General features: G+C 66.0%; 24 protein-coding genes. 14 read left to right on the forward strand and 10 right to left on the reverse strand.

Annotated elements, in window-relative coordinates:
- Positions 1 to 73 precede the first annotated feature (73 nt).
- The 3 genes from RRU_RS17600 to RRU_RS17610 all read left to right on the forward strand — a co-directional run bounded on the left by RRU_RS17600 (position 74) and on the right by RRU_RS17610 (position 3,522).
- Positions 74 to 1,192: an S-(hydroxymethyl)glutathione dehydrogenase/class III alcohol dehydrogenase gene (locus tag RRU_RS17600; protein WP_011391152.1), complete on the forward strand. Its 1,119-nt coding sequence runs from the start codon at positions 74 to 76 to the stop codon at positions 1,190 to 1,192.
- Positions 1,193 to 1,216: 24 nt separating this feature from the next.
- Entirely contained in the window at positions 1,217 to 2,065 is an 849-nt protein-coding gene (fghA, locus tag RRU_RS17605; protein ID WP_011391153.1) for an S-formylglutathione hydrolase, read from the forward strand.
- A gap of 242 nt (positions 2,066 to 2,307) precedes the next feature.
- Entirely contained in the window at positions 2,308 to 3,522 is a 1,215-nt protein-coding gene (locus RRU_RS17610) for a 6-phosphofructokinase (protein ID WP_011391154.1), read from the forward strand.
- Here RRU_RS17610 and RRU_RS17615 read toward each other — a convergent pair.
- Positions 3,512 to 4,570, reverse strand: a complete 1,059-nt coding sequence (locus RRU_RS17615; RefSeq protein WP_011391155.1) for a glycosyltransferase family 2 protein — start codon at positions 4,568 to 4,570, stop codon at positions 3,512 to 3,514. The genes RRU_RS17610 and RRU_RS17615 overlap by 11 nt on opposite strands.
- Positions 4,571 to 4,759: 189 nt before the next feature.
- Between RRU_RS17615 and RRU_RS17620 the strand changes: the two genes are divergently transcribed.
- From RRU_RS17620 to RRU_RS17630, 3 genes are all read left to right on the forward strand, one after another.
- Complete coding sequence (locus tag RRU_RS17620) at positions 4,760 to 5,638, forward strand: hypothetical protein (RefSeq protein WP_011391156.1); 879 nt, start codon at positions 4,760 to 4,762, stop codon at positions 5,636 to 5,638.
- A 223-nt stretch (positions 5,639 to 5,861) separates the two neighbouring features.
- Positions 5,862 to 6,218, forward strand: a complete 357-nt coding sequence (locus RRU_RS17625) for a type II toxin-antitoxin system RelE/ParE family toxin (RefSeq protein WP_242520109.1) — start codon at positions 5,862 to 5,864, stop codon at positions 6,216 to 6,218.
- Positions 6,215 to 6,508, forward strand: coding sequence for a helix-turn-helix domain-containing protein (locus RRU_RS17630; protein WP_011391158.1), 294 nt, complete (start codon positions 6,215 to 6,217; stop codon positions 6,506 to 6,508). The genes RRU_RS17625 and RRU_RS17630 overlap by 4 nt, the downstream gene beginning before the upstream one ends.
- Positions 6,509 to 6,666: 158 nt before the next feature.
- Here RRU_RS17630 and RRU_RS17635 read toward each other — a convergent pair whose 3' ends face one another.
- The 9 genes from RRU_RS17635 to RRU_RS17675 form a co-directional block, all read right to left on the reverse strand.
- The gene (locus tag RRU_RS17635) at positions 6,667 to 7,896 is read right to left on the reverse strand and encodes a metal-dependent hydrolase family protein (RefSeq protein WP_011391159.1); all 1,230 of its coding nucleotides are present in this window, start codon (positions 7,894 to 7,896) and stop codon (positions 6,667 to 6,669) included.
- A 42-nt stretch (positions 7,897 to 7,938) separates the two neighbouring features.
- Positions 7,939 to 8,640, reverse strand: coding sequence for an ABC transporter ATP-binding protein (locus RRU_RS17640; RefSeq protein ID WP_011391160.1), 702 nt, complete (start codon positions 8,638 to 8,640; stop codon positions 7,939 to 7,941).
- A complete protein-coding gene (locus tag RRU_RS17645; protein WP_011391161.1) occupies positions 8,637 to 9,404 on the reverse strand; it encodes an ABC transporter ATP-binding protein in 768 nt (255 codons plus the stop codon). The genes RRU_RS17640 and RRU_RS17645 overlap by 4 nt, the downstream gene beginning before the upstream one ends.
- A complete protein-coding gene (locus RRU_RS17650) occupies positions 9,401 to 10,288 on the reverse strand; it encodes a branched-chain amino acid ABC transporter permease (protein ID WP_011391162.1) in 888 nt (295 codons plus the stop codon). The genes RRU_RS17645 and RRU_RS17650 overlap by 4 nt, the downstream gene beginning before the upstream one ends.
- Positions 10,289 to 10,309: 21 nt before the next feature.
- The gene (locus tag RRU_RS17655) at positions 10,310 to 11,182 is read right to left on the reverse strand and encodes a branched-chain amino acid ABC transporter permease (RefSeq protein WP_011391163.1); all 873 of its coding nucleotides are present in this window, start codon (positions 11,180 to 11,182) and stop codon (positions 10,310 to 10,312) included.
- A gap of 83 nt (positions 11,183 to 11,265) precedes the next feature.
- On the reverse strand, positions 11,266 to 12,495 hold the full coding sequence (locus RRU_RS17660; RefSeq protein ID WP_011391164.1) for an ABC transporter substrate-binding protein: 1,230 nt from the start codon (positions 12,493 to 12,495) through the stop codon (positions 11,266 to 11,268).
- Positions 12,492 to 13,196: a TetR/AcrR family transcriptional regulator gene (locus tag RRU_RS17665; protein ID WP_011391165.1), complete on the reverse strand. Its 705-nt coding sequence runs from the start codon at positions 13,194 to 13,196 to the stop codon at positions 12,492 to 12,494. Before RRU_RS17665 ends, RRU_RS17660 begins: the two co-directional genes overlap by 4 nt.
- 186 nt (positions 13,197 to 13,382) lie before the next feature.
- The gene (locus RRU_RS17670) at positions 13,383 to 15,230 is read right to left on the reverse strand and encodes a phosphoenolpyruvate carboxykinase (GTP) (RefSeq protein WP_237703799.1); all 1,848 of its coding nucleotides are present in this window, start codon (positions 15,228 to 15,230) and stop codon (positions 13,383 to 13,385) included.
- Positions 15,231 to 15,339: 109 nt separating this feature from the next.
- Positions 15,340 to 16,137 (reverse strand): HugZ family protein, encoded by a 798-nt coding sequence (locus tag RRU_RS17675; RefSeq protein WP_237703800.1) that lies wholly within the window; start codon positions 16,135 to 16,137, stop codon positions 15,340 to 15,342.
- A 712-nt stretch (positions 16,138 to 16,849) separates the two neighbouring features.
- Between RRU_RS17675 and RRU_RS17680 the strand changes: the two genes are divergently transcribed.
- The 8 genes from RRU_RS17680 to trpA all read left to right on the forward strand — a co-directional run bounded on the left by RRU_RS17680 (position 16,850) and on the right by trpA (position 25,016).
- Positions 16,850 to 17,425, forward strand: a complete 576-nt coding sequence (locus RRU_RS17680; protein WP_011391168.1) for a copper chaperone PCu(A)C — start codon at positions 16,850 to 16,852, stop codon at positions 17,423 to 17,425.
- A 138-nt stretch (positions 17,426 to 17,563) separates the two neighbouring features.
- A complete protein-coding gene (locus RRU_RS17685; protein ID WP_011391169.1) occupies positions 17,564 to 18,289 on the forward strand; it encodes a response regulator transcription factor in 726 nt (241 codons plus the stop codon).
- A 24-nt stretch (positions 18,290 to 18,313) separates the two neighbouring features.
- Complete coding sequence (locus RRU_RS17690) at positions 18,314 to 20,008, forward strand: stimulus-sensing domain-containing protein (RefSeq protein WP_011391170.1); 1,695 nt, start codon at positions 18,314 to 18,316, stop codon at positions 20,006 to 20,008.
- Positions 20,009 to 20,107: 99 nt separating this feature from the next.
- A complete protein-coding gene (gene pyrF, locus RRU_RS17695) occupies positions 20,108 to 20,851 on the forward strand; it encodes an orotidine-5'-phosphate decarboxylase (RefSeq protein WP_011391171.1) in 744 nt (247 codons plus the stop codon).
- Complete coding sequence (locus RRU_RS17700) at positions 20,848 to 21,504, forward strand: phosphoribosylanthranilate isomerase (protein WP_011391172.1); 657 nt, start codon at positions 20,848 to 20,850, stop codon at positions 21,502 to 21,504. Before pyrF ends, RRU_RS17700 begins: the two co-directional genes overlap by 4 nt.
- A gap of 6 nt (positions 21,505 to 21,510) precedes the next feature.
- Positions 21,511 to 22,803 carry a DUF3422 family protein gene (locus tag RRU_RS17705; RefSeq protein ID WP_011391173.1) on the forward strand — a complete coding sequence of 431 codons (1,293 nt, stop codon included), beginning with the start codon at positions 21,511 to 21,513 and terminating at the stop codon, positions 22,801 to 22,803.
- Between the two features lie 174 nt (positions 22,804 to 22,977).
- Positions 22,978 to 24,204 carry a tryptophan synthase subunit beta gene (gene trpB, locus RRU_RS17710; RefSeq protein WP_011391174.1) on the forward strand — a complete coding sequence of 409 codons (1,227 nt, stop codon included), beginning with the start codon at positions 22,978 to 22,980 and terminating at the stop codon, positions 24,202 to 24,204.
- Entirely contained in the window at positions 24,201 to 25,016 is an 816-nt protein-coding gene (gene trpA, locus RRU_RS17715; RefSeq protein WP_011391175.1) for a tryptophan synthase subunit alpha, read from the forward strand. The genes trpB and trpA overlap by 4 nt, the downstream gene beginning before the upstream one ends.
- The last annotated feature ends 101 nt before the right edge of the window (positions 25,017 to 25,117 follow it).

A 25,117-nucleotide genomic window follows, 5' to 3' on the forward strand; every position in this document is an offset into this window, starting at 1 on the left:
ATCGGCGTCCTCGCATGCCATATGCGGGGTCTGACCTGTGTTTCCCCTCCCCCTTTCCCCCAAGAGGTCCTTCATGATCGTCTCGCGCGCCGCTATCGCCTGGGAAGCTGGCAAACCCCTGTCCGTCGAAGAGGTCGAGGTGGCGCCGCCGCGCCAAGGCGAGGTTCTGGTGCGCATCATCGCCACCGGTGTTTGCCATACGGATGCTTATACCCTGTCGGGCAGCGACCCCGAGGGGGTGTTTCCGGCGATCCTGGGGCACGAGGGCGGCGGCATCGTCGAAGAGATCGGCCCCGGCGTCACCTCGGTGGCCGTCGGCGATCACGTCATCCCGCTTTACACCCCGGAATGCGGCACCTGCAAATTCTGCCGCTCGGGCAAGACCAATCTGTGTCAGGCCATCCGCGCCACCCAGGGCCAGGGCCTGATGCCCGATGGCACCAGCCGGTTTTCGATCAAGGGCCGCGAGATCCGCCATTACATGGGCACCTCGACCTTCTCCGAATACACCGTGCTGCCCGAGATCGCCCTGGCCAAGGTCAACAAGGCGGCCCCTTTGGAAAAGATCTGCCTGCTGGGCTGCGGCGTCACCACCGGCATGGGAGCGGTGCTCAATACGGCCAAGGTCGAGCCGGGGGCGACGGTGGCGATCTTCGGCCTGGGCGGCATCGGCCTGTCGGCGATCATCGGCTGTGTCATGGCCGGGGCCGGGCGGATCATCGGCGTTGACATCAATCCCGATAAATTCGAGATCGCCCGCCAGCTTGGCGCCACCGATGTGATCAATTCGCGCGATTACGACCGGCCGATCCAGGAGGTGCTGATCGACATGACCGATGGCGGCGTCGATTATTCGTTCGAATGCATCGGCAATGTCGGGGTCATGCGCTCGGCCCTGGAATGCTGCCACAAGGGCTGGGGCCAGTCGGTGATCATCGGCGTCGCCGGCGCCGGCCAGGAGATTTCCACCCGGCCCTTCCAACTGGTCACCGGCCGGGTGTGGCGGGGCTCGGCCTTTGGCGGGGTCAAGGGCCGCTCGGAACTGCCCGCCCTGGTCGAACGCTATCTGGCGGGCGATTTCGAACTCGATACCTTCATCACCCATACCATGGGGCTGGCCGACATCAACCACGCCTTCGAGCTGATGCACGAGGGCAAAAGCATCCGCTCGGTGATCCATTATGACCTGTGATCTCCGCCGGTCGGAGGACCGGCAATGACCGGGGCCCCCCAGCTTGTCTCGGCCGCGTGCTGCTTTGGCGGCACCCAGGCGCGTTATCGCCATTCCTCGGCGGTCCTTGGCTGCGAGATGGTGTTTTCGCTGTTCCTGCCGCCCCGGGCGGCGGACCAATCGGTGCCGGCGGCCTATTGGCTGTCGGGGCTGACCTGCACCGACGAGAATTTCGTCCAGAAGGCCGGGGCCCAGCGGGTCGCCGCCGAGTTGGGGATCGCCCTGGTCGTGCCCGACACCAGCCCGCGTGGTCCGGGCGTTGCCGATGATCCCGAGGGCGCCTATGACTTCGGCTTGGGGGCCGGGTTCTATCTGGACGCCAGCCGCGAGCCCTTCGCCCGCCACTACCGCATGGGCGACTACGTGGCCGCCGAGCTTCCCGCCCTGATCGAGGCCCATTTCCCGATCGATGGGCGCCGGGCGGTTTTTGGGCATTCCATGGGCGGCCATGGCGCCTTGGTCACGGCGCTGCGTCACCCCGGGCGCTATCGTTCGGTCTCGGCTTTCGCCCCGATCACCAATCCGATGGCCTGTCCCTGGGGCGAAAAGGCCTTCACCGGCTATCTGGGGGAGGACCGCGCCTTGTGGCGGCCGTGGGACGCCTGCGCGCTGATCGAAAGCGCGCCCGAGCGCCTGCCGCTGCTGGTCGATCAGGGCACGGCCGACGCGTTCCTTGAGACCCAGTTGCGCCCCCGGGCCCTGGAAGCGGCCTGCAGGGCGGCTGGTCATCCGTTAACGCTGCGCCTGCGCCAAGGCTATGATCACAGCTATTTCTTCATCGCCTCCTTCATCGAGGATCACCTGCGCTTCCACGCCCGCGCCCTGGCCGAATAGGGCAGAATCTCCGCGCTCCGCCGACCCGCGCCAAAGCCGCTTGGTTTGGTGCGCTTCGATATGGATTCAATAAGATAGGGCGGCGCGGCCGTGGAAAACCGCGATCCACCTTTCCGCTCGCCGCCCTGGTTGTTTCCCCTCCCCCGAGCAAGGGATTTGGAGTAGGGTGCCGGCTTTCTAGGTAAGGAAGCCGCGTCCCCCGTCGACGGTCTTCCCGACGATCCACGGAGAGGGTGAGAAAAATGTTCAAGGGCAAGGTCGTTGTCGCCCAAGGCGGCGGCCCCACGGCCGTCATCAACCAGTCGATGGTTGGCGCGGTTTTGGAATCGCGTAAGTTCCGCAATGTTGAGCTGGTTTATGGCGCCGTTCATGGTGTGCGCGGCATCGTCGACGAGCATTTCCTCGACCTGACCCAGGAAACCACCCATAACCTGGAAATGGTCGCCGAAACGCCGTCTTCGGCTTTGGGATCGACCCGCGAGAAGCCCGATCTCAAATACTGCCAGGAGATCTTCAAGGTCCTCAAGGCCCATGAGATCGGCTATTTCTTCTATATCGGCGGCAATGATTCCTCCGATACCGTGCGCATCGTCTCGGAAGAGGCGGCCAAGGCCGATTACGGTCTGCGCTGCATTCATATCCCCAAGACGATCGACAACGATCTGGTGGTCAACGACCATACGCCGGGCTTCCCCTCGGCGGCGCGCTTCGTCGCCCAGGCCTTCAGCGGCGTCAATCTCGACAATCAGGCCCTGCCCGGCGTTTATATCGGCGTGGTGATGGGCCGTCATGCCGGCTTCCTGACGGCGGCCAGCGCACTTGGCAAGAAGTTCCAGGACGACGGCCCGCATCTGATCTACCTGCCCGAACGCACCTTCGATGTCGACACCTTCGTCTCTGACGTCAAGGAGGTCTATGACCGGACTGGGCGCTGCATCGTGGCGGTCAGCGAGGGCATCCACGACGCCTCGGGCGAGCCGATCATCACCAAGCTGGCCGAGGAGGTCGAACGCGACGCCCATGGCAACGTCCAGCTTTCGGGCACCGGCGCCCTGGCCGACCTGCTGGTCAGCGTCGTCAAGAAGAAGAGCGGCATCAAGCGGGTGCGCGGCGATACCTTGGGCTATCTGCAGCGCAGCTTCGTCGGCTGCGTCTCCGACGTCGACCAGCGCGAAGCCCGCGAAGTCGGCGAAAAGGCCGTGCAATACGCCATGTGGGGTCAGACCAACGGGTCGGTCACCATCCATCGCACCGGCTTCTATTCGGTCGATTATCAGCTGACGCCGCTGCTTGATGTCGCCGGCAAGACGCGGACCATGCCCGATTCGTTCATCGCCGCGAACGGCCATGACGTGACCACCGATTTCCTGATGTACCTGCGGCCGTTGCTGGGCCGTGGCATGCCCGACGCCTATCGCCTGCGCGACAATCGGGTTGCCAAGGTTCTCAACCGCTAAGCTTGCTTGGCGAATCGCCCCCGACCGGAGGAAAGATCTCCTTTGGCCGGGGGCGATCCGATCGCGCCTCGCCGGCCCGCCACTCCGCCTCCCAAGGTCCCATCCACGGCGCGACCCTGGGCGCCTGGGGCGATGGCGGAGCGAGCAGGGACTCGCCGTGGGCGGCCAGGAAGGGCGCGGCCAAGTCCAGATAGCCCTCGAACAGCCGATTATACTCGGGCCTCGTCATCCAGGCCGGACGCAGCCCGCGAAACACCCCGAGCAGGGTGAACAGCCCGCTTACGGCGGCGATCGCGGCCGGAGTAACCCTGTTTGGAAAGGCCAGCAGGGCGTCATGCAGGGCCCAGGCCTCGGCCGCGCTCAGCGGACCGGTCAGCGGCGCCAGATCCTCGGCCATCGCCACGCCCATGCGCGGATCCTGCGGGCGGTGGGGATCGGTGCGATAAGTGACCAAGACCTCCTCGATCATCGCCGCCGGGGCCTGCCACAGCAAGCGGCGCTGGGCCGGCGCGTCCTCGCCCTGATGGCGGGGGGCGAAGATCCCCGGCCGACAGAGCGCCCGCCGGGTCATCAGGGTGCTCAACAGAAAAGGCGGATGGATCAAGGCCGCCCAGGCCATTTCGCCAGCGGTGACGCTCAGGCGCCGAGCGGCGACCGGGGTGCCGTCCGCATCGACCATGTCATACCACGCCCCCACCGATCCCAGCCCGGGCTCGGCCTCCAGCCGGGCGAGCTGACGGGCGAGGCGCCAGGGCACGCAGCGGTCATCGGCGTCAAGGAAGGCGACATAGGCCCCCCGCGCCAGGGCGAGGGCGTCATTGCGCGCCACTCCCGGGCCGCCATTCTCCGGGCGCACGATCAGCCGTACGGAAAGATCGGGATGCCGGGCCCGCCAGTCTTCGACCACGGCGGGCGTGCCGTCGCTTGAAGCGTCATCGACCACCAGGATTTCCAGGGGGCGGTGGGTCTGGGCGGCCAGGCAATCGAGCGCCCCACGGATCCAAGGGGCGCCCTGGTAGACGGGAAGGACGACGGAAACCAGGGTCATGGTCGCTCCTATGGGCAGGATGGAATCGGGCCTATGGGCAGGGTGGGATCGGGCGCGGGCATTTTCTGACTGGCGTTGGCGGCGGGCTGCCATGCTAGCATGGCCGGGCCGTCCCCAGGGGGGGCGCCGACGCAAAGGGCGTTGGCGGCTTCGGGGATGTTCCTTCACCGGCTACAGGAGATCCCGACGATGGCCGATCAAGCGCTGGATGCGGCGCGTCTGAAAACCGCCCAGGACGTCCTCGATCTGCTGAGGTCCGACTGGCTGCTCGCCCACCGGGCCTTAGACAGCGGCGACTTGCTAAGCGCCGTTGAAACCGTCGGTGATGTCGCCCTGACCGAGGCGGTGCGCTCGGCGGCGGTGATGGAGGTGGAGAACGACGCTGGCAATGCCTTCAACGCCACCGCCGTCCGCCTGTTCTATCTGGAGATGGCTTTGGGCGACCCGGCGATGCCGACTTTCCACGGCGTTGGCCTGCGCGCCGACTCCCTGGCCCACTATCTGCGCGACTGCTTCGAAGGCAAGCCGGTCGCCGCCGATCCCGAATTCTTCATCAAAATGCTCTACGCCCTGTCGTTGCTTCAGCACGCCAGCCATTTCACCGGCGATACCGAGTATTTCGACGGGCTGCACGAGGCCTGGAAGCGCGAACTGGCGCTGTTCCTGATTTATGCCACCATGTACAGCCTGGAGGGCATGCCCGACGAGCTGGTGAGCGCCATCGTCCTCGGCGACGAGGCCGACGACGATGTGGGCACCAGCATGCTGGCGGCGCTGAAGGCCAGCTATGACGCCGATAAGACCGAGATCACCGTGCAGGCGGGGGTGGTCGGCTTTTTCGTGCTCAACACCACCGCCATCGAGCGGCCGGCCCTGATGCTGCTTGGCTGCCTGACCGAAGAGGATCACGCCGCGATCCAGGAGGCGACGGCCCAGGAGATCACCCCCGATATCGCCGGCCACGCCCTGTTCACCACCCTGGGCGACACCAGCAACGGCAGCCCCGCCCAGCTTCTCTGGGGCCAGCTGCTGGCCAGCATCATCCGCCAGATCGAAAGCCGCGACTAGAGCCAATCCCGACAACGATTTGCTTGACTATCAATAGCTTAGAGCGGCGTGCCCGACCCAAATTTCCGGCACGCCGCGCTAAGACGGGACCAGCCACCCAGGCGGGAACCCGCGCCCCCGCCCGGGTGGGTGGGGCTCTTCAAGTCACCGCGATCAGCCTTAAATCCACGGTGGTTTTCCCCCGACCACGGTCTTGGTTCCTCCTGTCAGAAGCAGGTGTCCCTTGTCCGTTAATAGCAAAGATGCTATATGTGGTTGGATTATCGAGACGCTCGATCACCGCGTCGACGCGGAATTGGCGATGTTGCCCGCTGATCAGAGGGCGCGGTTCGTCTGGATCGCGACTCTCTTGCGCGAGGCCGGTCCCCAGAAAGTTCGAGAGCCCTATGTAAAGCCATTGGGTGGAAAGCTTTGGGAGATGCGGATGAAAGGCAAGGATGGGATCGCCCGCGCGATCTATCTTGCCGCGATCGGCAAACGGTTGGTCGTCGTGCATGTCTTTGTGAAGAAAACCCAGAAGACACCGCGCGCGGCGCTTGAAACCGCCATGCGCCGGGCCGAGGAAGCCGGACTGCTATGACCGATATTGACACATTGCACCAGGAATGGAGCCAAGACCCGGCCTATCGGGCGGCCCATGAAGAGCTGCGCCCCGAGTTCGAACTGGCGACCGCCTTGATCGCGGCGCGAGCCCGGGCGGGTTTGTCCCAGGCGGAACTGGCCGAGCGCATGGGAACGACGCAAAGCGCCATCGCCCGCCTGGAAGGCGGCCGCCACTGGCCCAGCCGGCGCACCCTGGAACGCCTTGCCGCGGCGACGGGAACCCGCGTCGTTTTCAAGCTGGTCGACTCCGCCGGGACCGCCATCTGACGAACGGGGCGGGAGCCCGCACCCCCGCCCAAACCAGGGCATCCGTATCGGTTTATTAGAGCATCGAGCGTGAAATCGGGTTCACGCTCGATGCTCTAAGCTTTTGGTATTTAAGCAAATCGTCGTCGCAATCTGATTCAGATTGCTCGGGATTTGCTCTAGCGCGAGACCAGGATCTCGCCGTCCTTCATCACCATCTTGATCGTCTCTTCGGGGGCCGACCACGGGGCGACGCTGTGGAGAACGTCGCCGTCGACGATCAACAGATCGGCCAGATAGCCCGCGCGCACGGCGCCGATGCGATCCTCCATGCGGAACAGGGCGGCGGCTTGCGTGGTGGCGGCGCGCAGGATGTCGATGGGGTCCTGAACGACGGCGCGGATGGCGAATTCCGTCAGCTGGTGGCGCTGCATGGTGCCCAGCAGATCCGAGCCATAGACCAGCTTGACCCCGGCTTTGGCGGCCATGCGCAGGGCCTCGGTGCCAGCCTCGAGCACGGTATAGACCTTTTTGTTAAGCTCGGCCGGCATCCCCGCCTCGACCCCTTCGGCGGCCAGGGCGTGATAGGTGGCCAGGGTCGGCACCAGCCAGCGGTCAAGGCGCAGCAAGGTATCGATCGCCGCCTGATCGATCAGATTGCCGTGCTCGATGGAACTGACGCCGGCTTCAAGGGCCCGCACGGCGGCGCGGCCGGTATAGGCGTGGGCCATCACCGGAATATTGGCGGCCTCGGCCTCTTCGCAGGCGGCGCGCAGTTCGTCCAGGGCGAATTGGGTGGAATCGATGCGGTCGGTGGGCGAGGCGACGCCCCCCGAGACCATCAGCTTGAGATGGGTGGCGCCCTTGCGGATCTCCTCGCGGCAGGCCCGGCGCATTTCGGGCACGCCGTCGCAGACTTGACCCAGGCCGGCGCAGCACAGGCATTGGTCAAGATTATGCTGGCCGGGGCCGCGCATATCGGCGTGACCGCCGGTTTGCGACAGCGCGTGTCCGCAATAAAGCAGGCGCGGGCCGACGATCGCCCCTTCGGCCAGGGCCTTGGCCAAGCCCCAATCGGCGCCGCCGGCATCGCGCACGGTGGTGAAGCCCCGCCCGATCATGCCCTGCAGAATGTCCTGGGCCCGCACGGTGACATAGCTTGGCGCGGTGCGGCCAAGCAGGGCGAAATCGGGGGTAAAGGCGGTGACATGGACATGGGCATCGCACAGCCCGGGCATCAGCACCCGACCGGCCACGTCGATCTCGCGGGCATCGGCCCCGGCCAGCCGGTGGGCATCCGTCGCCACGGCGACGATCACGCCATCGCGCACCACCACGGATTGGCCGTCGTCATAGGCTCCACGGGCGACGTCAAGAACACGGGCATTGCGGAAAACGGTCTCACGCATAATGGTCTGCTTCCTTATGGAGACGAAGGAGCGGGCATCGGGTCAATGCTCGCCCAGGTACAATTCGGCCATGCGCTCGTCGGCCAGCAAGGCGCTGGCGCGATCGGCGATCACCACCTTGCCGCTATCAAGGATGCAGCCCTGATCGCTGATCGCCAGGGCCTGACGGGCGCGCTGTTCGACCAGCAGCACCGAAACGCCCAGCCCCGGCAGGCCGCGAATGGTCTCGAGAACGCCGGTGACCAGGGCGGGGGAAAGGGCCGCCGTCGGTTCATCGAGGATGACCAGCCGGGGGGCGGGCATCAGGGCGCGGGCGAAGGCCAGTTGCTGGCGCTCACCGCCCGACAGCGCCCCGGCGCGGGTGGCGCGGCGGGCGGCGAGGGCGGGGAAACGCTCGATCATCTTGGCGATCTGCCGGGCGCGGTTCCCCACCCCTTCGACCACTTCAAGGTTTTCCAGAACGGTCAGCGACGGGAAGACGTTGTTGACCTGGGGCACATAGGAAATACCCAGGTGGATACGCCGTTCGGCGGCGACGCCCAGCAGCGAGGTTCCTTCGAACTCCACCTTGCCCCGGATGCGGGTGAGCAGGCCCATCAACCCCTTGACCAGGGTCGACTTGCCCGCGCCATTGGTGCCGGCGATGGTGACGATCTCCAGCGGATCGACGCGCAGCGCGATATCGGACAGGATATCGACATCGCCATAGCCCGCCGCCATGCCCTCAACGACCAGAACGCTCATACCACGCCTCCCATATAGGCTTCGCGCACGCGGGGGTCGGCCAGAACGGCGGCCGGATGGCCCTCGGCCAGCAGGGTGCCGCGGTCGATGACGAACAGGTGATCGACCAGGGCCGACAGCGAGGCCAGATTATGCTCGACGATCAGAAAACCGATGCCGCGCGCCGAAAGGGTGCGGATCTTTTGGGCGATTTCGCCGATCAGCACCGGATTGACCCCGGCGAAGGGTTCGTCGAGCAGGATCATGCGCGGCCTTAACATCAGCACCCGCCCTAGTTCGAGCAGCTTGCGCTGACCGCCCGACAGGCTGGCGGCGCGAAGATCGGCGACGGCGCTCAGGTTAAGGAAGTCCAGCCAGCCGTCGGCCTCCTCGGCGATCGCGGCTTCCTGGGCGCGGATGGCGCCGGGGCGCAGGAAGACCGAAAGCAGGCTTTCGCCGCTTTGGTCGGGGGCGGCGGCCATCAGGTTCTCGCGCACGCTGAGCGAGCCGAATTCGCGCGGCACCTGGAAGGTTCGGCCCATGCCCAGGCGCACACGGTCGACGACGTCGAGGCGGGTGACATCGTGGCCTTCGAAAAAGATCTCGCCGGCATCGGCTTTCTGAAAGCCGCTGACGATGGAAAACAGCGTGCTTTTGCCCGCGCCATTGGGGCCGATCAACCCCGATAGCCCGCCGGCGGCGGCCGACAGGGTCACGCCTTCAAGCACGGTGGCGCCGCCAAAGGCCTTATAGATGTCCTGAATGACCAGACGATCGCTGTTCATGCGCCGCGCCCCTTGCCAAGCAATCCTTCCGGACGGAAGCGCATCAACACCATCAGGGCCAGACCGATGACGCCTAGGCGGATCGAGGCCATTTCAACCTCGGCGACTCCGGGCAGGATATCGCGCAGGAACCGCGAGCCCTCCATCAGGCCGATCAGCACGGCCGTTCCCAAAACCGCCCCGCCAACCCGCCCGACTCCGCCCAAAATCATCGCCACCCAGATATAGAAGGTCAGCAACGACATGAACTGATCGGGGGAGATATAGGTGATGTAATGGGCATAAAGCGCGCCGGCGAGGCCGGCCGAGGCGCTGCCCAGCACGAAAACCGCCACCTTGAAGCGCCCCGGAGCCTTGCCCAGGGCCTGAACGGCGTCTTCATCGTCGCGAATGGCGCGGATGATCCGGCCAAAGGGGCTGGCGACCAGACGCCGGGACAGCCAGACCACGCCGATAACGGCGCCGAGGGCGACCAGGGCGGTCAGCAGGGTCGATTCCATGGATAGGCCGAGGGCGGCGGCCAGCGACGGAATACCCGTCACCCCCTGCACGCCGCCGGTCAGCCAGCCTTCGCTGGTCACCACCAGCCGGATGGTTTCGGCAAAGCCCAGCATGACGATGGCAAAATATTCGATGCGCAGGCGCAAAGACAGCAGGGCGACCGGCCAGGAGACCAGGGCGCTCGCCGCCACGGCGCAGGGCAGGGCGAGCAGGATCGGCCAACCGGCGACCACCAGCAGGGCCGAGGTATAGGCGCCGATGGCGAAAAAGCCGACGACGCCGAAATTGATCAGGCCGGTGAAGCCGTATTGCAGGTTCAGCCCCAGCGTCATCAACGAATAGATCAGCGCGATCACCGTCACCGCGAGAAGATAAGAGAGCATGGCCGTCGCTCCGGTCGGGGATCAGCGGACGAGGCTGTTCTTGGCGAACAGGCCCTGGGGTCGGATCAGCAAGGTCAGCAGCAACACCAGAAAACCGACGCCGATCTTGTAGGTGAAGCCGACCAGCGGCGTGGAAAGCTCTTGGGCGAGACCGATCAGCAGGCCGCCCAGCACCGCGCCCAAGGGATTGCCGATGGTGCCAAGGATGGTGGCGGCGAAGGCCGGCATCAGCAGATCCCAGCCCATTTCCGGCGAGACCACGGTCTTGACGCCCAGCAGGGTTCCGGCCAGCCCGGCGAGCAAGCCGGCGACCACCCACATCACCACCATCACCTTATTGGCGTTGATGCCGCTGCTGCGCGCCAGATCGGGGTTATCGGCGACGGCGCGCATGCGTTTGCCGATCGGCGTCAGATGGATCAGGGCAAAGGTCACGGCCAGGGCGGCGCCGGCCCAGACGATCACCTGGATATCGGCGGCCTGAACCCGCAAGGGACCAAAGGGCACGGCGCGGACCAGCGGCAGCGGATAGACCCGCTGATCATGGCCGATGAAATAGGTGAGAACGGCGCGCAGGAAAAAGGCCATGCCGATCGAGGCGATCAGCGAGGCCACCGGCGAGCGTTTGGCCAGGGCGCGAAACAGCACGACATAGAACAGCAGCGACACAGCCGCTGAAGTCGCCATGCCAACCAGGATGATCGGCAAAGCTCCGCTGCCCAGCACCGGGCCAAGCAGACCGGCGAAGGCGCCGGCGGTGGCGACATCGCCGGTGGCGGCGTTGGGAAAGCGGGCGATGCCGAAGACCAGGGTGATCGACAGGGCGGCCAGGGCGGTGATCAGCCCGATGACCGCGCCGTTGAAGGCCAGATTAAGGAGATAGGCGGAATCCACGGTCGGTCTCGCTTCCCAAAGGTGGAAGAGGCGGGGCGGCCCGCTCGGCGGCCGCCCCAACTAAAGGATCAAAGCCGGCGGCGTCACTCGATGGGCAGAGACACCACGCCCTTGCGCACAAGCTTGCCCTTGGCGATCGTCGACAGGCTGAAATCGGGGGTGACATCGCCATAGGCATCAAGGGCGAGCTGGCTTGACGCCCCCTCGTAGTTGATGGTCTTGCCCGCTTCCAGGGCGGCCTTGCCTTCGGCGAAGGTGAAGACCTTCTCGCCGGCCGCATCATCGACGGCGCGGATCTTGGCGTTGATCGCCTTGGGCGACAGATCGGGGCAGGAGGCCTGCATGGCCAATCCCCAGACCACGGCCATGTCATAGGTCATCGCCGCATAGACATTGCCGCCGGTCGAAGCGCCGGTGGCCTTCTGAAAGGCGGTGTTGAAATGGTCGAGCGAGGCGGCCTTCTCGTTGCTGATGCTGTCGACCGACAAAAGGCCCTCGGTCACCTCCGGCCCAAGCGCCTCGACCAGCTTTTCATTGGCCGCCCAGCCGGGAATGATCCACTTGAGATCGGGGTTCTCGCCGCTTTGGAACCATTCGCGCAGGATGATGGTGGTATCGGGCAGATAGGACCCCATCACCACGACATCGGGCTTGGCGGCCAGGATCTTTTGCAGCTCCGAGCGGTAGCTGGCCTGCTTGGGCTCATAGACCACCGAGGCGACGATATCCTTGCCCTTTTTCTTCCAAGCCTCGACGAAGCCTTGCGTATTGCCGATGCCCGAAGCGTTGTTGAAGGCCATGGTCGCCGGCCGCGTGAAACCGCCCTGATCGGCGATCTCGGCGAAGGCGCGCCCGAAACGGCCGTTGGTCGCCTGGAAGCGCCAGACCAGATCGGCCTTGTCGTCGGTGGAAATGGCCGGAGCCCCCGAGGTGTTCAACAGCGGAATGCCCGCCGCCGTGGTGATCGGCATCACCGCCAGGGTGACGCCCGACGACCAGGTGCCCATCACCGCCTGAACCTTATTGACCTCGACCAGCTTTTTGACGGCGAGAACCGCCGCCTCGGGGCTGGTCTGGGTATCCTCGCCCACCACCGACAAGGAGGTGCCGCAGGCGCCACCGGCGGCGTTGATGTCGTCGACGCCGACCTGAAGGGCCTTTTGCATGCCCGAGCCATAGGGGCTGCCCGCCCCCGAGATCGGGGTCAGGGCGCCGATCACCATGGTTTTGTCGGCGGCTTGGGCGGAGGCGCCGAGCAGGCAACCGGCGGCGAGGACGAGCGGCAGCGCGAGGGGACGGACTTGGGCGGTCATCGGGCACTCCTTGGGGTCGGGGACGGGACGGGGGAGAGCGGGGAAAGCGCGGACGGCGACAGCGGGAAGCGGCCCTCGACGACGCCGGGCAACAAGGCCTTCCAGGCGGAGAGCAGGCTTTGGTAATAGGCGTCGTCGTTCGGGCGCAGCACGGTTTGCAAACCCATGCCGCGCATCAAGCAAAGCGTCAGGTTCAAAACGGTGGCGATGCCGCCGGGGGCGAGGCTGGTGGTCGGAAAGACCTCGGTCCAGGTCTCGTCCAGCGCCGCGTGGAAGCGTTTGACCACCGGGATCAGCGGGGCGCGGATCTCGTCATGGGTCCGCGCCAGGGTGACGTGCTCCAAGGTCAGATAGAACAGCCGGCCGGAAAACTGCTCGCGCCACAAATAATCGAGAAAGGCCTCCAGGCTGATCTCACCGCCGTGAACCCGCTTGGCCTGATCGCGGATCTCCTCGGTGGCGGTGGTCAGCAGATGGTCGATGGCGGTGACGACCAGCGAAACCTTGCTTGGAAAATGATGGAGCATGGCGCCGCGCGACACCCCGGCCACGTCACAGATCCGCTGGGTGGTCAGGGCGTGATAGCCTTCGGCCAACAGCACATCGAGGGTGGCGGCGATCAGCTTGCCCCGGGTCTCGGCGCTGCGCGCCTCCTGCGAACGGCGCGGCCGGCGCGGGTGGTCTGCTTCATTATTAGGCATAGCCCGACCCCCTCGCGAAATTGTCTGAAAATTAGTCTGGTTCGACAAAAACAAACAGTCAAGACGTATTGTTTTTGGGGGTATTGGGGGGCGCGCCACCCCCAGCCCAGCTTCCGGTCAAAGAAAAGGCCGGCTCCTTGGGGGAGCCGGCCGGCAGGCGATGAAGGAAGAGAGAAAGGGCCCGTGTTACTGGGCGGCCTCGGCGCGGGGCAGGTCCCACACCTCGGGAGCGTCTTCCAGGCGCTTGAGCAGGGCGGTCCGCTGGTCGAGCAGAGCCTTGGGCATGCGATCACCGAACTTGGCGAAGAACACGTCCTGGGTCTCGGCTTCCTTGCGGGCGACATCCTTGTGGATGGCCATGATCTGATAGAAGCGACTGACATCGAAGCCGACGATGCCGTCCCACCGCAGATCCTCGCGGCGCGGCACGAAGCCGATCGGGCTTTCCACCGCGCCCGCCGTCCCTTCGCAACGACCGATGATCCATTCCAGGGCGCGCATGTTCTCGCCAAAGCCCGGCCAGATGAACTTGCCGTTCTCGTCCTTGCGGAACCAGTTCACGCGGAAGATGCGCGGCAGCTTGTCGGCGCCGACCTTGTCTTCCATGTCGAGCCAATGCTGCCAGTAGTCGGCCATGTTGTAGCCGCAGAACGGCAGCATCGCCATCGGATCGCGGCGGATGCCCGACTGGCCATCGGCGGCGGCGGTGGCTTCCGAGCCCATGGTGGCGGCGAGGTAAACGCCGTGGGTCCAGTCAAAGCTTTGGAAGGCCAGCGGGAAGTTGGTCGCCACCCGGCCGCCGAAGATGAAGGCGCTGATCGGCACGCCGTCGGGGTTCTCCCAATCGGGGTCGATCGAGGGCGCCTGATTGGCCGGAGCGGTGAAGCGGGCGTTGGGATGGGCGGCGGGGCGGCCGCAATCGGGGGTCCAGTCCTGGCCCTTCCAGTCGATGGCATGGGCCGGCTTTTTCTCGGTCATGCCTTCCCACCACACGTCGCCGTCATCGGTCAGCGCGACATTGGTGAAGATCGAGTTCTTGGCGCAGGCGATCATGGCGTTGGGGTTGGTATGAACCCCGGTGCCCGGCGCCACGCCGAAATAGCCGGCCTCGGGATTGATGGCGTAAAGCCGCCCGTCGGCGCCCGGCTTGATCCAGGCGATATCGTCGCCGATGGTGGTGACTTCCCAACCCTTATAGGCCTCGGGCGGAATCAGCATGGCGAAGTTGGTCTTGCCGCAGGCGCTGGGGAAGGCGCCGCCGACATAGCGCTTCTCGCCCGTCGGGCTTTTCACGCCAAGGATCAGCATGTGTTCGGCCAGCCAGCCTTCGTCGCGCGCCATCACCGAGGCGATGCGCAGCGCGAAGCACTTCTTGCCCAGCAGGGCGTTGCCGCCGTACCCGGAGCCGAAGGACCAGATTTCCCGGGTGTCGGGGAAGTGGACGATGTAGCGGTTCTCGGGATTGCAGGGCCAGCCCTTGTCGACCTCGCCCGGGGCCAAAGGCTTGCCGACGGAATGCATGGCCGGCACGAAATCGCCGTCCTCGCCCAGAACGTCAAGCACCTTCGAGCCCATGCGCGTCATGATGCGCATATTGGCCGCGACATAGGGGCTGTCGGAGATCTCGACGCCGATCTGGGCGATATGGCTGCCCAGCGGGCCCATCGAGAAGGGGATGACGTAAAGGGTGCGGCCCTTCATGCAGCCGTCGAACAACCCGGCCAGCTTGGCGCGCATCTCGTCGGGCGCCATCCAGTTGTTGGTCGGGCCGGCCTCGTCGGCGGTGGCGGCGCAAATGAAGGTGCGGTCTTCGACCCGGGCGACGTCGGCCGGATCGGAGCGGGCCAGAAAGCTGTTGGGGCGCAGCTCGGGGTTGAGACGGATGAAGGTCCCATCATCGACCATGGCCTGACAAAGACGGTCGTATTCTTCCTGGGATCCATCGCACCAGTAAACCCGATCGGGTTTACACAGGGCCGTCATGTCCTCGACCCAGTCGAGAAGTTTCTTGTTGCGGGTTGGCTTGACGCTCATCTCTTCCTCCAGCATTTGTCGTATTTTTCGAAACCCTAGCGGGCTCCGGCGATTGGAGCAATATCCCGTAAGCGGGATTTGCATCGGGCGGCATGGCTCGCCCTTTTTCTTAGTCCCTTCCCCCGAACCCAGGGTTGGGAGCGTTCTCGGCACGCAGCGCGGCATCCCATTGCAAAAGCGTCTCTTTTGCACTTCGCGCATCGCCCGCCGGGGCGGGAAAGGTCAACCGCAGCGGCTGATCGCCCCTAAGCAGGTCGCAGCCGTCGGTATCGCAGGCGACGAGGCGCCAGCCTTTCGCTTGGCGTTCGTCGGTGGGATTCAAGGGGGCTTGCCGACCGGTGAGGGCGGCCTCGGCCAGTCGGGCCAGGGCGTCGGCGTGATCGGCGTTCATCTCGGCGATCAGGGCTGGCGACTCGGCGCGCAACGCGGCGGCGGCCGAAACCGGAACCGTCAGCCCCTCGTCGATCCACAGCGCCCGGCCAAAACCGGCCACGTACTGGGCGCGCTCGATGGTCAGGCGATAGAGGCCAAAATCACCAAACGAGGCATAGCGCGCCGCCTTGGGGTGGCGGGCCAGGAAACGCCCCAGGTCCAGGGCGTCGTCATGACGCTCGACCCGGCCGAGCAGCGTAACGCGCGCAGCCTCCTGGGGGTTGGCTTGGGGATCGCTCTCCCCCTCGCCATCCTCAAGGAACAGCGCGGCGCGCGAATCGGCCAGCAGCCCCCGGGTGTGCTCGGCCAGGGTGGAGAGCAGAAGAAGCGGCGAGCCGGCATGGTCCGTGGCAACGGTAACCAGCGACGCATAAGGATGGCCCGTCCCCGCCATCGTCGTCGCCAGGGTGGCTTTCCGGGCGGCACGCGCCATCACCCTGACGGCGCGACGATCGGTGTTGGACGGCTTTATCAACGCGAGATCTTTCATAAGGCGATCCACTATAGGCCTGCACGCGGCTGGTTGGTAGGGTAACCCGAGGGGGTGTCCCCGGTTGTAACGGTTTTTGTAATTTTGTTTCGAGCCGTCTGCTTTCGGGGTCAAAGCGGATTGCCGTTCCCGGGAAATCGCTTAGTCTGGGTGATCGGCTTCCTTCCGGTTGAACAGACGGGACTTTCTGGTGATCCGACGGCGCCTTCGCCCCCCCTTCCGTTTGGCGACATCCGGCCCGGCCGCCTTTGGGCTGCGGATGATGGTGCTGGCGCTTTGCGTCCAGATCATGGTGCCGCTGGGGCAAGGGATAAGCTTGCCCAGGGGACCGGGCGGTCAGCCCCTGGTGGTGTGCAGCGGCGCCCTCGGCCTCGTTCCGGGCGCTCCCCGTGAAGAGGGTCCTTGGGGTCGCGCGACAGCCGATGGCGACCCGCAGACCTGTCCGGTCTGTTCGGCCCTGGGATTGGTCGGCACCCCGCCCGCGGATTTAGCGGCGCCGCGTCCTTGCGCCCAACCGGCCCCTCCCCAAATGGCCTTGCCGGTCCTTGGCCGGCGGGCGGCCCATCAGCGGCCGCGGCCCTGGCCCCGGGGACCACCGGCGGGGAACCCGCGCGCCTGAGCCGGCCCCCCGGCCCCCGCTTGGCGCCCCGCCGATCCCGCTTTCTCTTCGTTTATCGCTCTTTTGGAGTACGCGACCATGTCCGTTCGCCGGTCCCTGCTGTCCGCCTGCGCCGTTCTTTGCCTGGGCGGGGCCTTCGCCCTGCCCCTCGCCCCGGCGCCCGCCTTGGCCAATGACGATGGCGCCCGCGCCGAAGCCACCGCCGGAACGATCACCGTTTCCGACGCCTGGGCGCGCGCCACCCCCGGCGCGGCCAAGGTCGGCGGCGCCTTCCTGACCCTGACCAATACGGGCGATGCCGATCGTTTGCTCTCGGCCTCGGCCGATGTCTCGGAAACCGTCGAGCTTCACACCCACATCATGGATGGCACCGTGATGAGGATGCGCCAGGTCGACGCCATCGATCTGCCGGCCAAGGGCAGCGTCGCCCTGCGCCCGGGCAGCTTCCATGTGATGTTGATCGGCCTCAAGGCGCCGCTGAGCGAGGGACAGAGCTTCCCCCTGACCCTGACCTTCGAGAAGGCGGGCAAGGCGACGATCGACGTGACGGTCAAGGGCGCCGGGGCGATGGGCGGGGCTGCCCCCAAGCCCGACCATGGGGCGATGCCCGGCATGACGATGCCCGGCCACGGCGACGGCGCCGCCGCCAAATGATCTAGGCATCCGCCCACCGCTACTTTTGCCACAAACCGGCGTCAGGTGAAGAAAGGGACGGGACCGTTTCGCGGTCGCTGCTATGATGGCGACCGCGTTCCCGTCCCCGTCCGGTGGCAGCTAGAGGAGAGGACACCCGTGACCCACAGCATCGCCTTGGTGGATGACGACCGCAATATCCTGACCTCCGTGTCGATGACGCTCGAAGCCGAAGGATTTCGGGTGGTGACCTATACGGACGGGGCGGAGGCTTTGCGCGGGCTGAGTATCGAACCGGTCGATCTGGCCGTCCTCGATATCAAGATGCCGCGCATGGATGGCATGGAACTGCTTCAGAAGCTGCGCGAGCGCACCGCCATGCCGGTGATCTTCCTGACTTCGAAGGATGACGAGGTCGACGAGCTTCTCGGTCTGCGCATGGGCGCCGACGACTATATCAAGAAGCCGTTTTCCCAACGCTTGCTGATCGAGCGCATCCGCGCCATCTTGCGCCGGCTCGATCTGCAGAAAGCCTCGCCGGGGGGGCCAGAGCTGTCGGCGGCGGCTTTGGTGCGCGGCGATCTGACCCTTGATCCCGATCGCCACCTCTGCACTTGGCTTGAACGGCCGGTCGATCTGACGGTGACCGAATTCCTGATCATCCAGGCCCTGGCGCAACGCCCCGGCCATGTCAAAAGCCGCGACCAGCTGATCGACGCGGCCTATGGGGAAAACATCTATGTCGATGACCGCACCATCGACAGCCATATCAAACGACTGCGCAAGAAGTTCCGCGAGGTCGATCGCGAGTTCTCGGAGATCGAAACCCTTTATGGCGTCGGCTATCGCTACCGCGACCCGATCACCGTCAAGGCCGGAGCTTAAGCGTTAAGGGGTGGAAGCAGGGGAATGCGTGCCGATCCGGGCGACAGGCCCGATTCCACCCAGGAGCCCAAGCGGCGCCGGCATCGGCGGCCGCGCGGACTTTTACGCTCGCCCTTGTCGCGGCGGATCCTGGCGGTCAATCTGATCGCCCCGATCCTGCTGGCGGGCGGCTTCCTTTATCTTGACACCTATGAAGACGCCCTGACCGCCAGCACCTTCCAGGCGATGCGCACCGAGGCCGATCTGATCGCCGCGGCCATCGGCGAGGGGGCGATCAATCTGGAGGTCAGCGTCGAAGGCCCGGTGGTGCGCGCCACCCACGGCATCAATCCGGAAATGTCGCGCCAGATGGTGCGCCGACTGGCCAATCTCGCCGAGGTGCGGGCTCGGCTGTTCGACACCTCGGGCACCCTGGTCGCCGATAGCCGCCGGCTGGTCGGCTATGGCGGCATGGTCCAGGTGATGGATCTGCCGCCGCCCGTGCTTCCCGACAACGGAGTCGGGCTGTTGCGGCGGTTCTATGACGCGATCATCCATCCTTCGAGCGATCTGGCGAAGCTTCAGCCCTATATCGAGCGGCCCAATCAGTCGGCCGAGGACTATCCCGAAGTTCTGCGCGCCCTGACCGAGGGGGAAAGCGGCTTTTTCATGCGGGTGCGGCCAACCCGCGACCGGGTGCTGTCGGTCGCCGTGCCGGTGCAATATTACAAGCAGGTGGTTGGCGCCGTCATGGTCAGCCGGGGCGCCGAGGAGATCGACGAAACCCTGTTCGAGATGCGCCTGGGGGTGATCGAGATCTTCGCCTTCACCCTGGCCCTGACCATCTTGCTGTCGTTCTATATCGCCGGCACCATCGTGCGGCCGCTGCTGCGGCTGGCCGGCGCCGCCGATCGCGTTCGCCACGGCAAGGCCGGTCGCCACGAGGCGATCCCCGATTTCTCCAACCGCCGCGACGAACTGGGCGACCTGTCGGCCGCCCTGCGCGAGATGACCGAGGTGCTGTGGGCGCGCATGGACGCGATCGAACGCTTCGCCGCCGATGTCGCCCATGAGATCAAGAATCCGCTGACCTCGTTGCGCAGCGCCGTTGAAACCGTCGCCCGCATCGATGATCCCAATCAGCAAAAACGCCTGATGGCGGTGATCGTCGATGACGTTCAGCGCCTAAACCGGCTGATCACCGATATCTCCGACGCCTCGCGCCTGGATGCCGAGCTGTCGCGGGCCGAGATGGAATCGGTCGAGATCCGGCCGATGCTGGAAATGCTGGCCGAGGTTCACGCCGCCGAGGCCGAACAGCGCGGGGTGACGATCAAGGTGATGGGCGATGCCGGCGACGCGCTGGGCATCGAAGGTCTGGAAGGCCGCCTGGTCCAGGTCTTCCGCAATCTGATCGGCAACGCGGTGTCCTTCAGCCCGCCCGGTGGCACCATCACGCTGCGCGCTTGGCGAACCAAGGGCAAGGTGGTGATCACCGTGGCCGATGACGGCCCGGGCATTCCGCCGGGCAAGGAGGCCGATATCTTCAAGCGCTTCTATTCCGAGCGGCCGCGCGAGGAGAAATTCGGCACCCATTCCGGCCTGGGGCTGTCGATTTCCCAGCAGATCGTTGAAACCCATCGCGGCACCATCCGCGCCGAGAATCGCCGCGATGGCGAGGGAAAGATCGTCGGCGCGATGTTCACCGTGGAACTGCCCAGCCCAACCCCGGGGAAGTAAGCCGCGGGCCCCCGGTCGCCCTTGCCCGTCCGCCGAGAAAGAAAGCTTCAAGACAAGTCTCTCCCCGGCCTTTTCGGACGTGGGGTTTTCGTGTAAGGCATGCCCATGGCACAGATGACGCAAAATCCGGTTTTCGTCGCGATCGACACCACCGTTGTCGGCGATGCGACCACCCTTGCCGCCCGCCTCCATGACGAGGTCGGCGGCATCAAGCTTGGACTCGAGTTTTTCGCCCGCAATGGGCACAAGGGCGTCAAGGAGGTGTGCAGGGCCGGCGCCCTGCCGCTGTTCCTTGATCTCAAGTTCCATGACATCCCCAATACGGTGGCCGGGGCGGTGCGCGCGGTGATGCCGCTGGCGCCGGCCTTGCTCAATGTCCACGCCTGTGGCGGGCGGGCGATGATGATCGCCGCGCGCGAGGCCGCGCAAAGCGAGGCCCTGGCCCTGGGGATCGCGCCGCCCAAGATGATCGCCGTGACCGTGCTGACCAGCATGGACGACGACGATCTGGGCGGAACCGGCGTCGCCGGCGGCGTGCTTGATCAGGTGCGGCGTTTGGCCGCCCTGACCCGCGACGCCGGGCTTGATGGCGTGGTCTGCTCGGCCCGCGAGGCCCGGGTGCTGCGCGCCGATTTGGGCGATGATTTCTTGCTGGTGACGCCGGGGGTGCGGCCGCTGTGGTCGACCACCAACGACCAGAAGCGGGTGGTCACCCCGCAAGAGGCGATGGCCGAGGGGGCCGATGTGCTGGTGATCGGCCGGCCGATCACCGGGGCGACCGATCCCGCCCAGGCGGCGCGGCTGATCGCCGGGGAAATCGTGGGATGGGACGTCGGGATATGAGCGAGACCCTGATCAAGATCTGTGGATTGACCGACGAGGACGGCGTCGATGCCGCCGTCGAAGCCGGGGTCGACATGATCGGCTTCGTTTTCTTCGAGCCCTCGCCGCGCGATCTCGATCCGGCGCGGGCGGCCGAACTGCTGGACGGCGTGCCCCATGCCGAAGAGGGCGGGCCGCTGCGCGTCGGTTTGTTCGTCGATGCCGATGATGCGACCCTGGAGGCGGTTTTCGCCGGGGTGCGCCTGGACGTTTTGCAGTTCCATGGCGAGGAAAGCCCCGAGCGGGTGGAATGGGCGCGCCTGGAATACGGCCTGCCGGTGATCAAGGCCCTGCCGATCGCCAGCGCCGCCGATCTGGAGCGGGCGGCGCTTTATGCCGAGGTCGCCGATTACCTGCTGTTTGACGCCCGCCCCCCGGCCGGCGCCGACCGCCCGGGCGGCCATGCCCAGACCTTCGACTGGTCGCTGCTGGCCGGTTTCTCGGCGCCGGTGCCCTGGTTGCTGGCCGGCGGCCTGACGCCCGAGAACGTCGCCGAAGCCATCAAGGTCAGCGGCGCCACCGCCGTGGATGTGTCGAGCGGCGTGGAGACGGTGCGCGGGATCAAGGATCCCGAGCGCGTCAGCGCCTTCGTCAAAGCCGTTCGCGAAGGCTGAAGCGCCATGATCCCGCCCTATCGCGAGCACCCGCTGCGCGAGGTGTTGATTAACGAGTTGCACGCCCGGCCCTCGGAAACCATCGAGGCGCCGGTCCGGCTGAGCCATTTGGCGGTGCTGACGGGCGAGATCACCGATCCCAGCCTGGACCACCTGGGGCTGCTCTGCGCGCGCATGGGCGAAACGGTGCCGGCCAAGGGGGCGACCCGCTTCAACGCCAATCTGGGCGGGCTGGGCCTGCAGTTCGAACGTCATACCGAGTTCTGCACCTATACTTTCCAGCGCCGCGGGCGAACGGGGGATCTGCCCTTCGACCAGCCGGCGCTTGATATGGTGCCACCCGACTGGCTGGCCACCCTGCCCGGTCAGGTGCTGTCGGCGGTGCATCTGGTGGTCGAGCCCAAGGACACGCCCGAGTATTCGATCGAGGAACTCAGCATTCGCCATTTCGCCGGCAATCCGGTGGTCGGGTCGGCGGTCGGAGGCGGCGCCGCCTTCGCCTATTCCGATCTGCGATTGCACGATGACCGCTGCCTGCGCATGCTGATCCGCGACGTCGATCTCAATCCCCGTCATGCCGGACGTCTGGTGCAGCGGCTGCTCGAGCTCAACACCTATCGGGCCCTGGCGCTGCTCGCCCTACCGATGGCCCGGGAATCGAGCCCGGGCCTGCGACGGATCGATATGGTCCTGGCCCATGTAGCGGCGCGGATGGCCGATCCCAACGGCGTGGATTCCGATGCCGAATTGTTATCGGAGCTGTCCAATCTGACCGCCGAGGTCGAATCCCTGGCGGCGGCCAATTCCTATCGCATCGCCGCCACCCGGGCCTATCACGCCCTGGTCCAGCGCCGGCTGGAGGAATTGCGCGAGGTGCGTCTTGATGGCGTCGTTACCTTCGGCGCCTTCATGGACCGCCGATTGACCCCGGCGATGGCCACGGTGGACTCGGTTTCCGAACGCATCGAGTCGCTGTCCGAACGCGGGGCGCGGGTCGCCAGTCTGCTGCGCGCCCGGGTCGAGGTCGATCTTCAGGCCCAGAACAAGCGCCTGCTTGAAAGCATGAACCGCCGGGCCCGCATCCAGCTGCGTCTGCAAGAGGCGGTTGAAGGGCTGTCGGTGGTGGCCATCAGTTATTATCTGGTCGGGCTTGTCGGCTATATGGCCAAGGGCGTGTCCGGCGCCGGGGTGGAGGTCAAGGAAAGCGTCGTCACCGCCATCGCCGTACCGGTGATCGTCGCCAGCGTCTGGCTGGTGTTGCGCCGGGCCAAACGCGCCATGCTCAATCGCGCCGATTAATCCCTTCAAGGCGGACCGCATAAGATCGCCGCGCCCTTGGCGCCGGCCCGGTGGGGTCGCATAAGATCGCGGCGCTCTTGGCGCCGGCCCGACGGGGCCGCATAAAAGAGCGGCGCTCTTGGCGCCGGGTGATGGGCTGCGCTATAACCAGCACCCGCCAGGAAGGGATCTCCGATGACCACCATGCCAAACACCTACCGCTCCGGCCCCGATGATCGCGGTCATTTCGGACTGCACGGCGGGCGCTATGTCGCCGAAACCCTGATGCCGCTGATCCTCGATCTGGAAAAGGCTTGGGAAGCGACCCGCGATGATCCGGCGTTCAAGGCCGAGCTGGGCGGCTATCTCGCCACCTATGTCGGCCGGCCGAGCCCGCTGTACTTCGCCCGCCGTCTGACCGAGGCCCTGGGCGGGGCAAAGATCTATTTCAAGCGCGAAGACCTCAACCATACGGGCGCCCATAAGATCAACAATTGCATGGGGCAGATCCTGCTCGCCAGGCGCATGGGCAAGACGCGGATCATCGCCGAAACCGGCGCCGGCCAGCATGGGGTGGCCACCGCCACCGTCTGCGCCCTGTTTGGCATGCCCTGCGTGATTTACATGGGCGCCACCGATATCGAGCGTCAGGCGCCCAATGTGTTCCGCATGAAGCTGCTTGGCGCCGAGGTCCGCCCGGTGACCAGCGGCGCGGGCACCCTCAAGGACGCGATGAACGACGCCATGCGCGACTGGGTCGCCAATGTCGCCGACACCTATTACCTGATCGGCACGGCGGCCGGCCCCCATCCCTATCCGGCGATGGTCCGCGACCTGCAGAAGGTCATCGGCGAGGAAGCCCGCGCCCAGGTGCTCGAGGCCGAGGGTCGGCTGCCCGACACCCTGATCGCCTGCATCGGCGGCGGCTCCAACGCCATCGGCCTGTTCCACCCCTTCCTGGACGATCCCGACGTGCGCATCATCGGTGTCGAGGCCGCCGGCGAGGGCTTGGACAAGCGCCATGCCGCCTCAATGGCCGGGGGGCGTCTGGGCGTGCTGCATGGCAACCGCACCTATCTGCTTCAGGACGGCGCCGGCCAGATCACCGAGGCCCATTCGATTTCCGCCGGCCTGGATTATCCCGGCGTCGGCCCCGAGCACGCCTGGCTCAAGGACAGCGGCCGGGTCGAGTATGTGCCGATCACCGACGACGAGGCGGTTCACGCCTTCCAGGAAACCACCAAGCTCGAAGGGATCATTCCGGCCCTGGAAAGCAGCCACGCCATCGCCCATGCCATGAAGATCGCCCCCACCCTGCCGGCCGATCATCTGATGGTGGTCAGCCTGTCGGGGCGCGGCGACAAGGACGTGGGGACGATCGCCAAGGTTCTGGGCAGTGATTTCAAGGGAATGATGCCGTGAGCGCCACCACGCCGACCACCGATCGCCTCTCCCGCCGCTTCGCCGCCCTCAAGGCCGAAGGCCGGGGGGGCCTTGTCACCTATGTCATGGCCGGCGATCCCGACCAGGAAACGGCCCTCGCCCTGATGCGCGGCCTGCCCGGCGCCGGGGCCGATATCATCGAATTGGGAATGCCGTTTTCCGATCCGATGGCCGATGGCCCGGCGATCCAGGCCGCCGCCCTGCGCGCCCTGGCCGCCGGGATGACCCTGACGGGGACCTTGGAAACCCTGAAGGCGTTCCGCGCCACCGATGATGACACCCCGGTGGTTCTGATGGGCTATTACAATCCCATCCATTATTACGGGGCCGAGGCCTTCGCCCGCGACGCCGCCCTGGCCGGCGCCGACGGCCTGATCATCGTCGACCTGCCGCCCGAGGAGGCCGACGAGCTTCTACCCTTCCTGCGCGCCCAGGGTCTGCATCTGATCATGCTGGCGACGCCGACCACCGATGAGGCGCGGCTGCCGGCGATTCTCGAGCGGGCGAGCGGGTTTCTTTATTATGTTTCGATCGCCGGCATCACCGGAACGGCCGCCGCCGATGCCGGGGGCGTCGCCCAGGCGGTCGCCCGCATCCGCCGGAAAACCGATCTGCCGATCGCCATCGGCTTTGGCGTATCCACCCCGGCCCAGGCGGCGACGATGGCGCGGGTCGGTGATGCCGCCGTGGTCGGTTCGGCCATTGTCCGCCGGCTGGCCGAGGGCGGGGACGTGCTGGGCTTCGTTGGCGAATTGGCCGGCGCCCTGCGCAAGGTCGACGCGGCGGGGTAAATCAAATCACCCGCGCCCGGAGAGCGGCTGTTTTGGCTCGTCCCCGGGCGCCGGGCGCGATGCCTGATCTAGGGCGGGGAGCGTGCAATCAGATTCACGCT

It is taken from the genome of Rhodospirillum rubrum ATCC 11170 (assembly GCF_000013085.1).
In the GTDB taxonomy this organism is placed as follows: Bacteria; Pseudomonadota; Alphaproteobacteria; order Rhodospirillales; family Rhodospirillaceae; genus Rhodospirillum; species Rhodospirillum rubrum.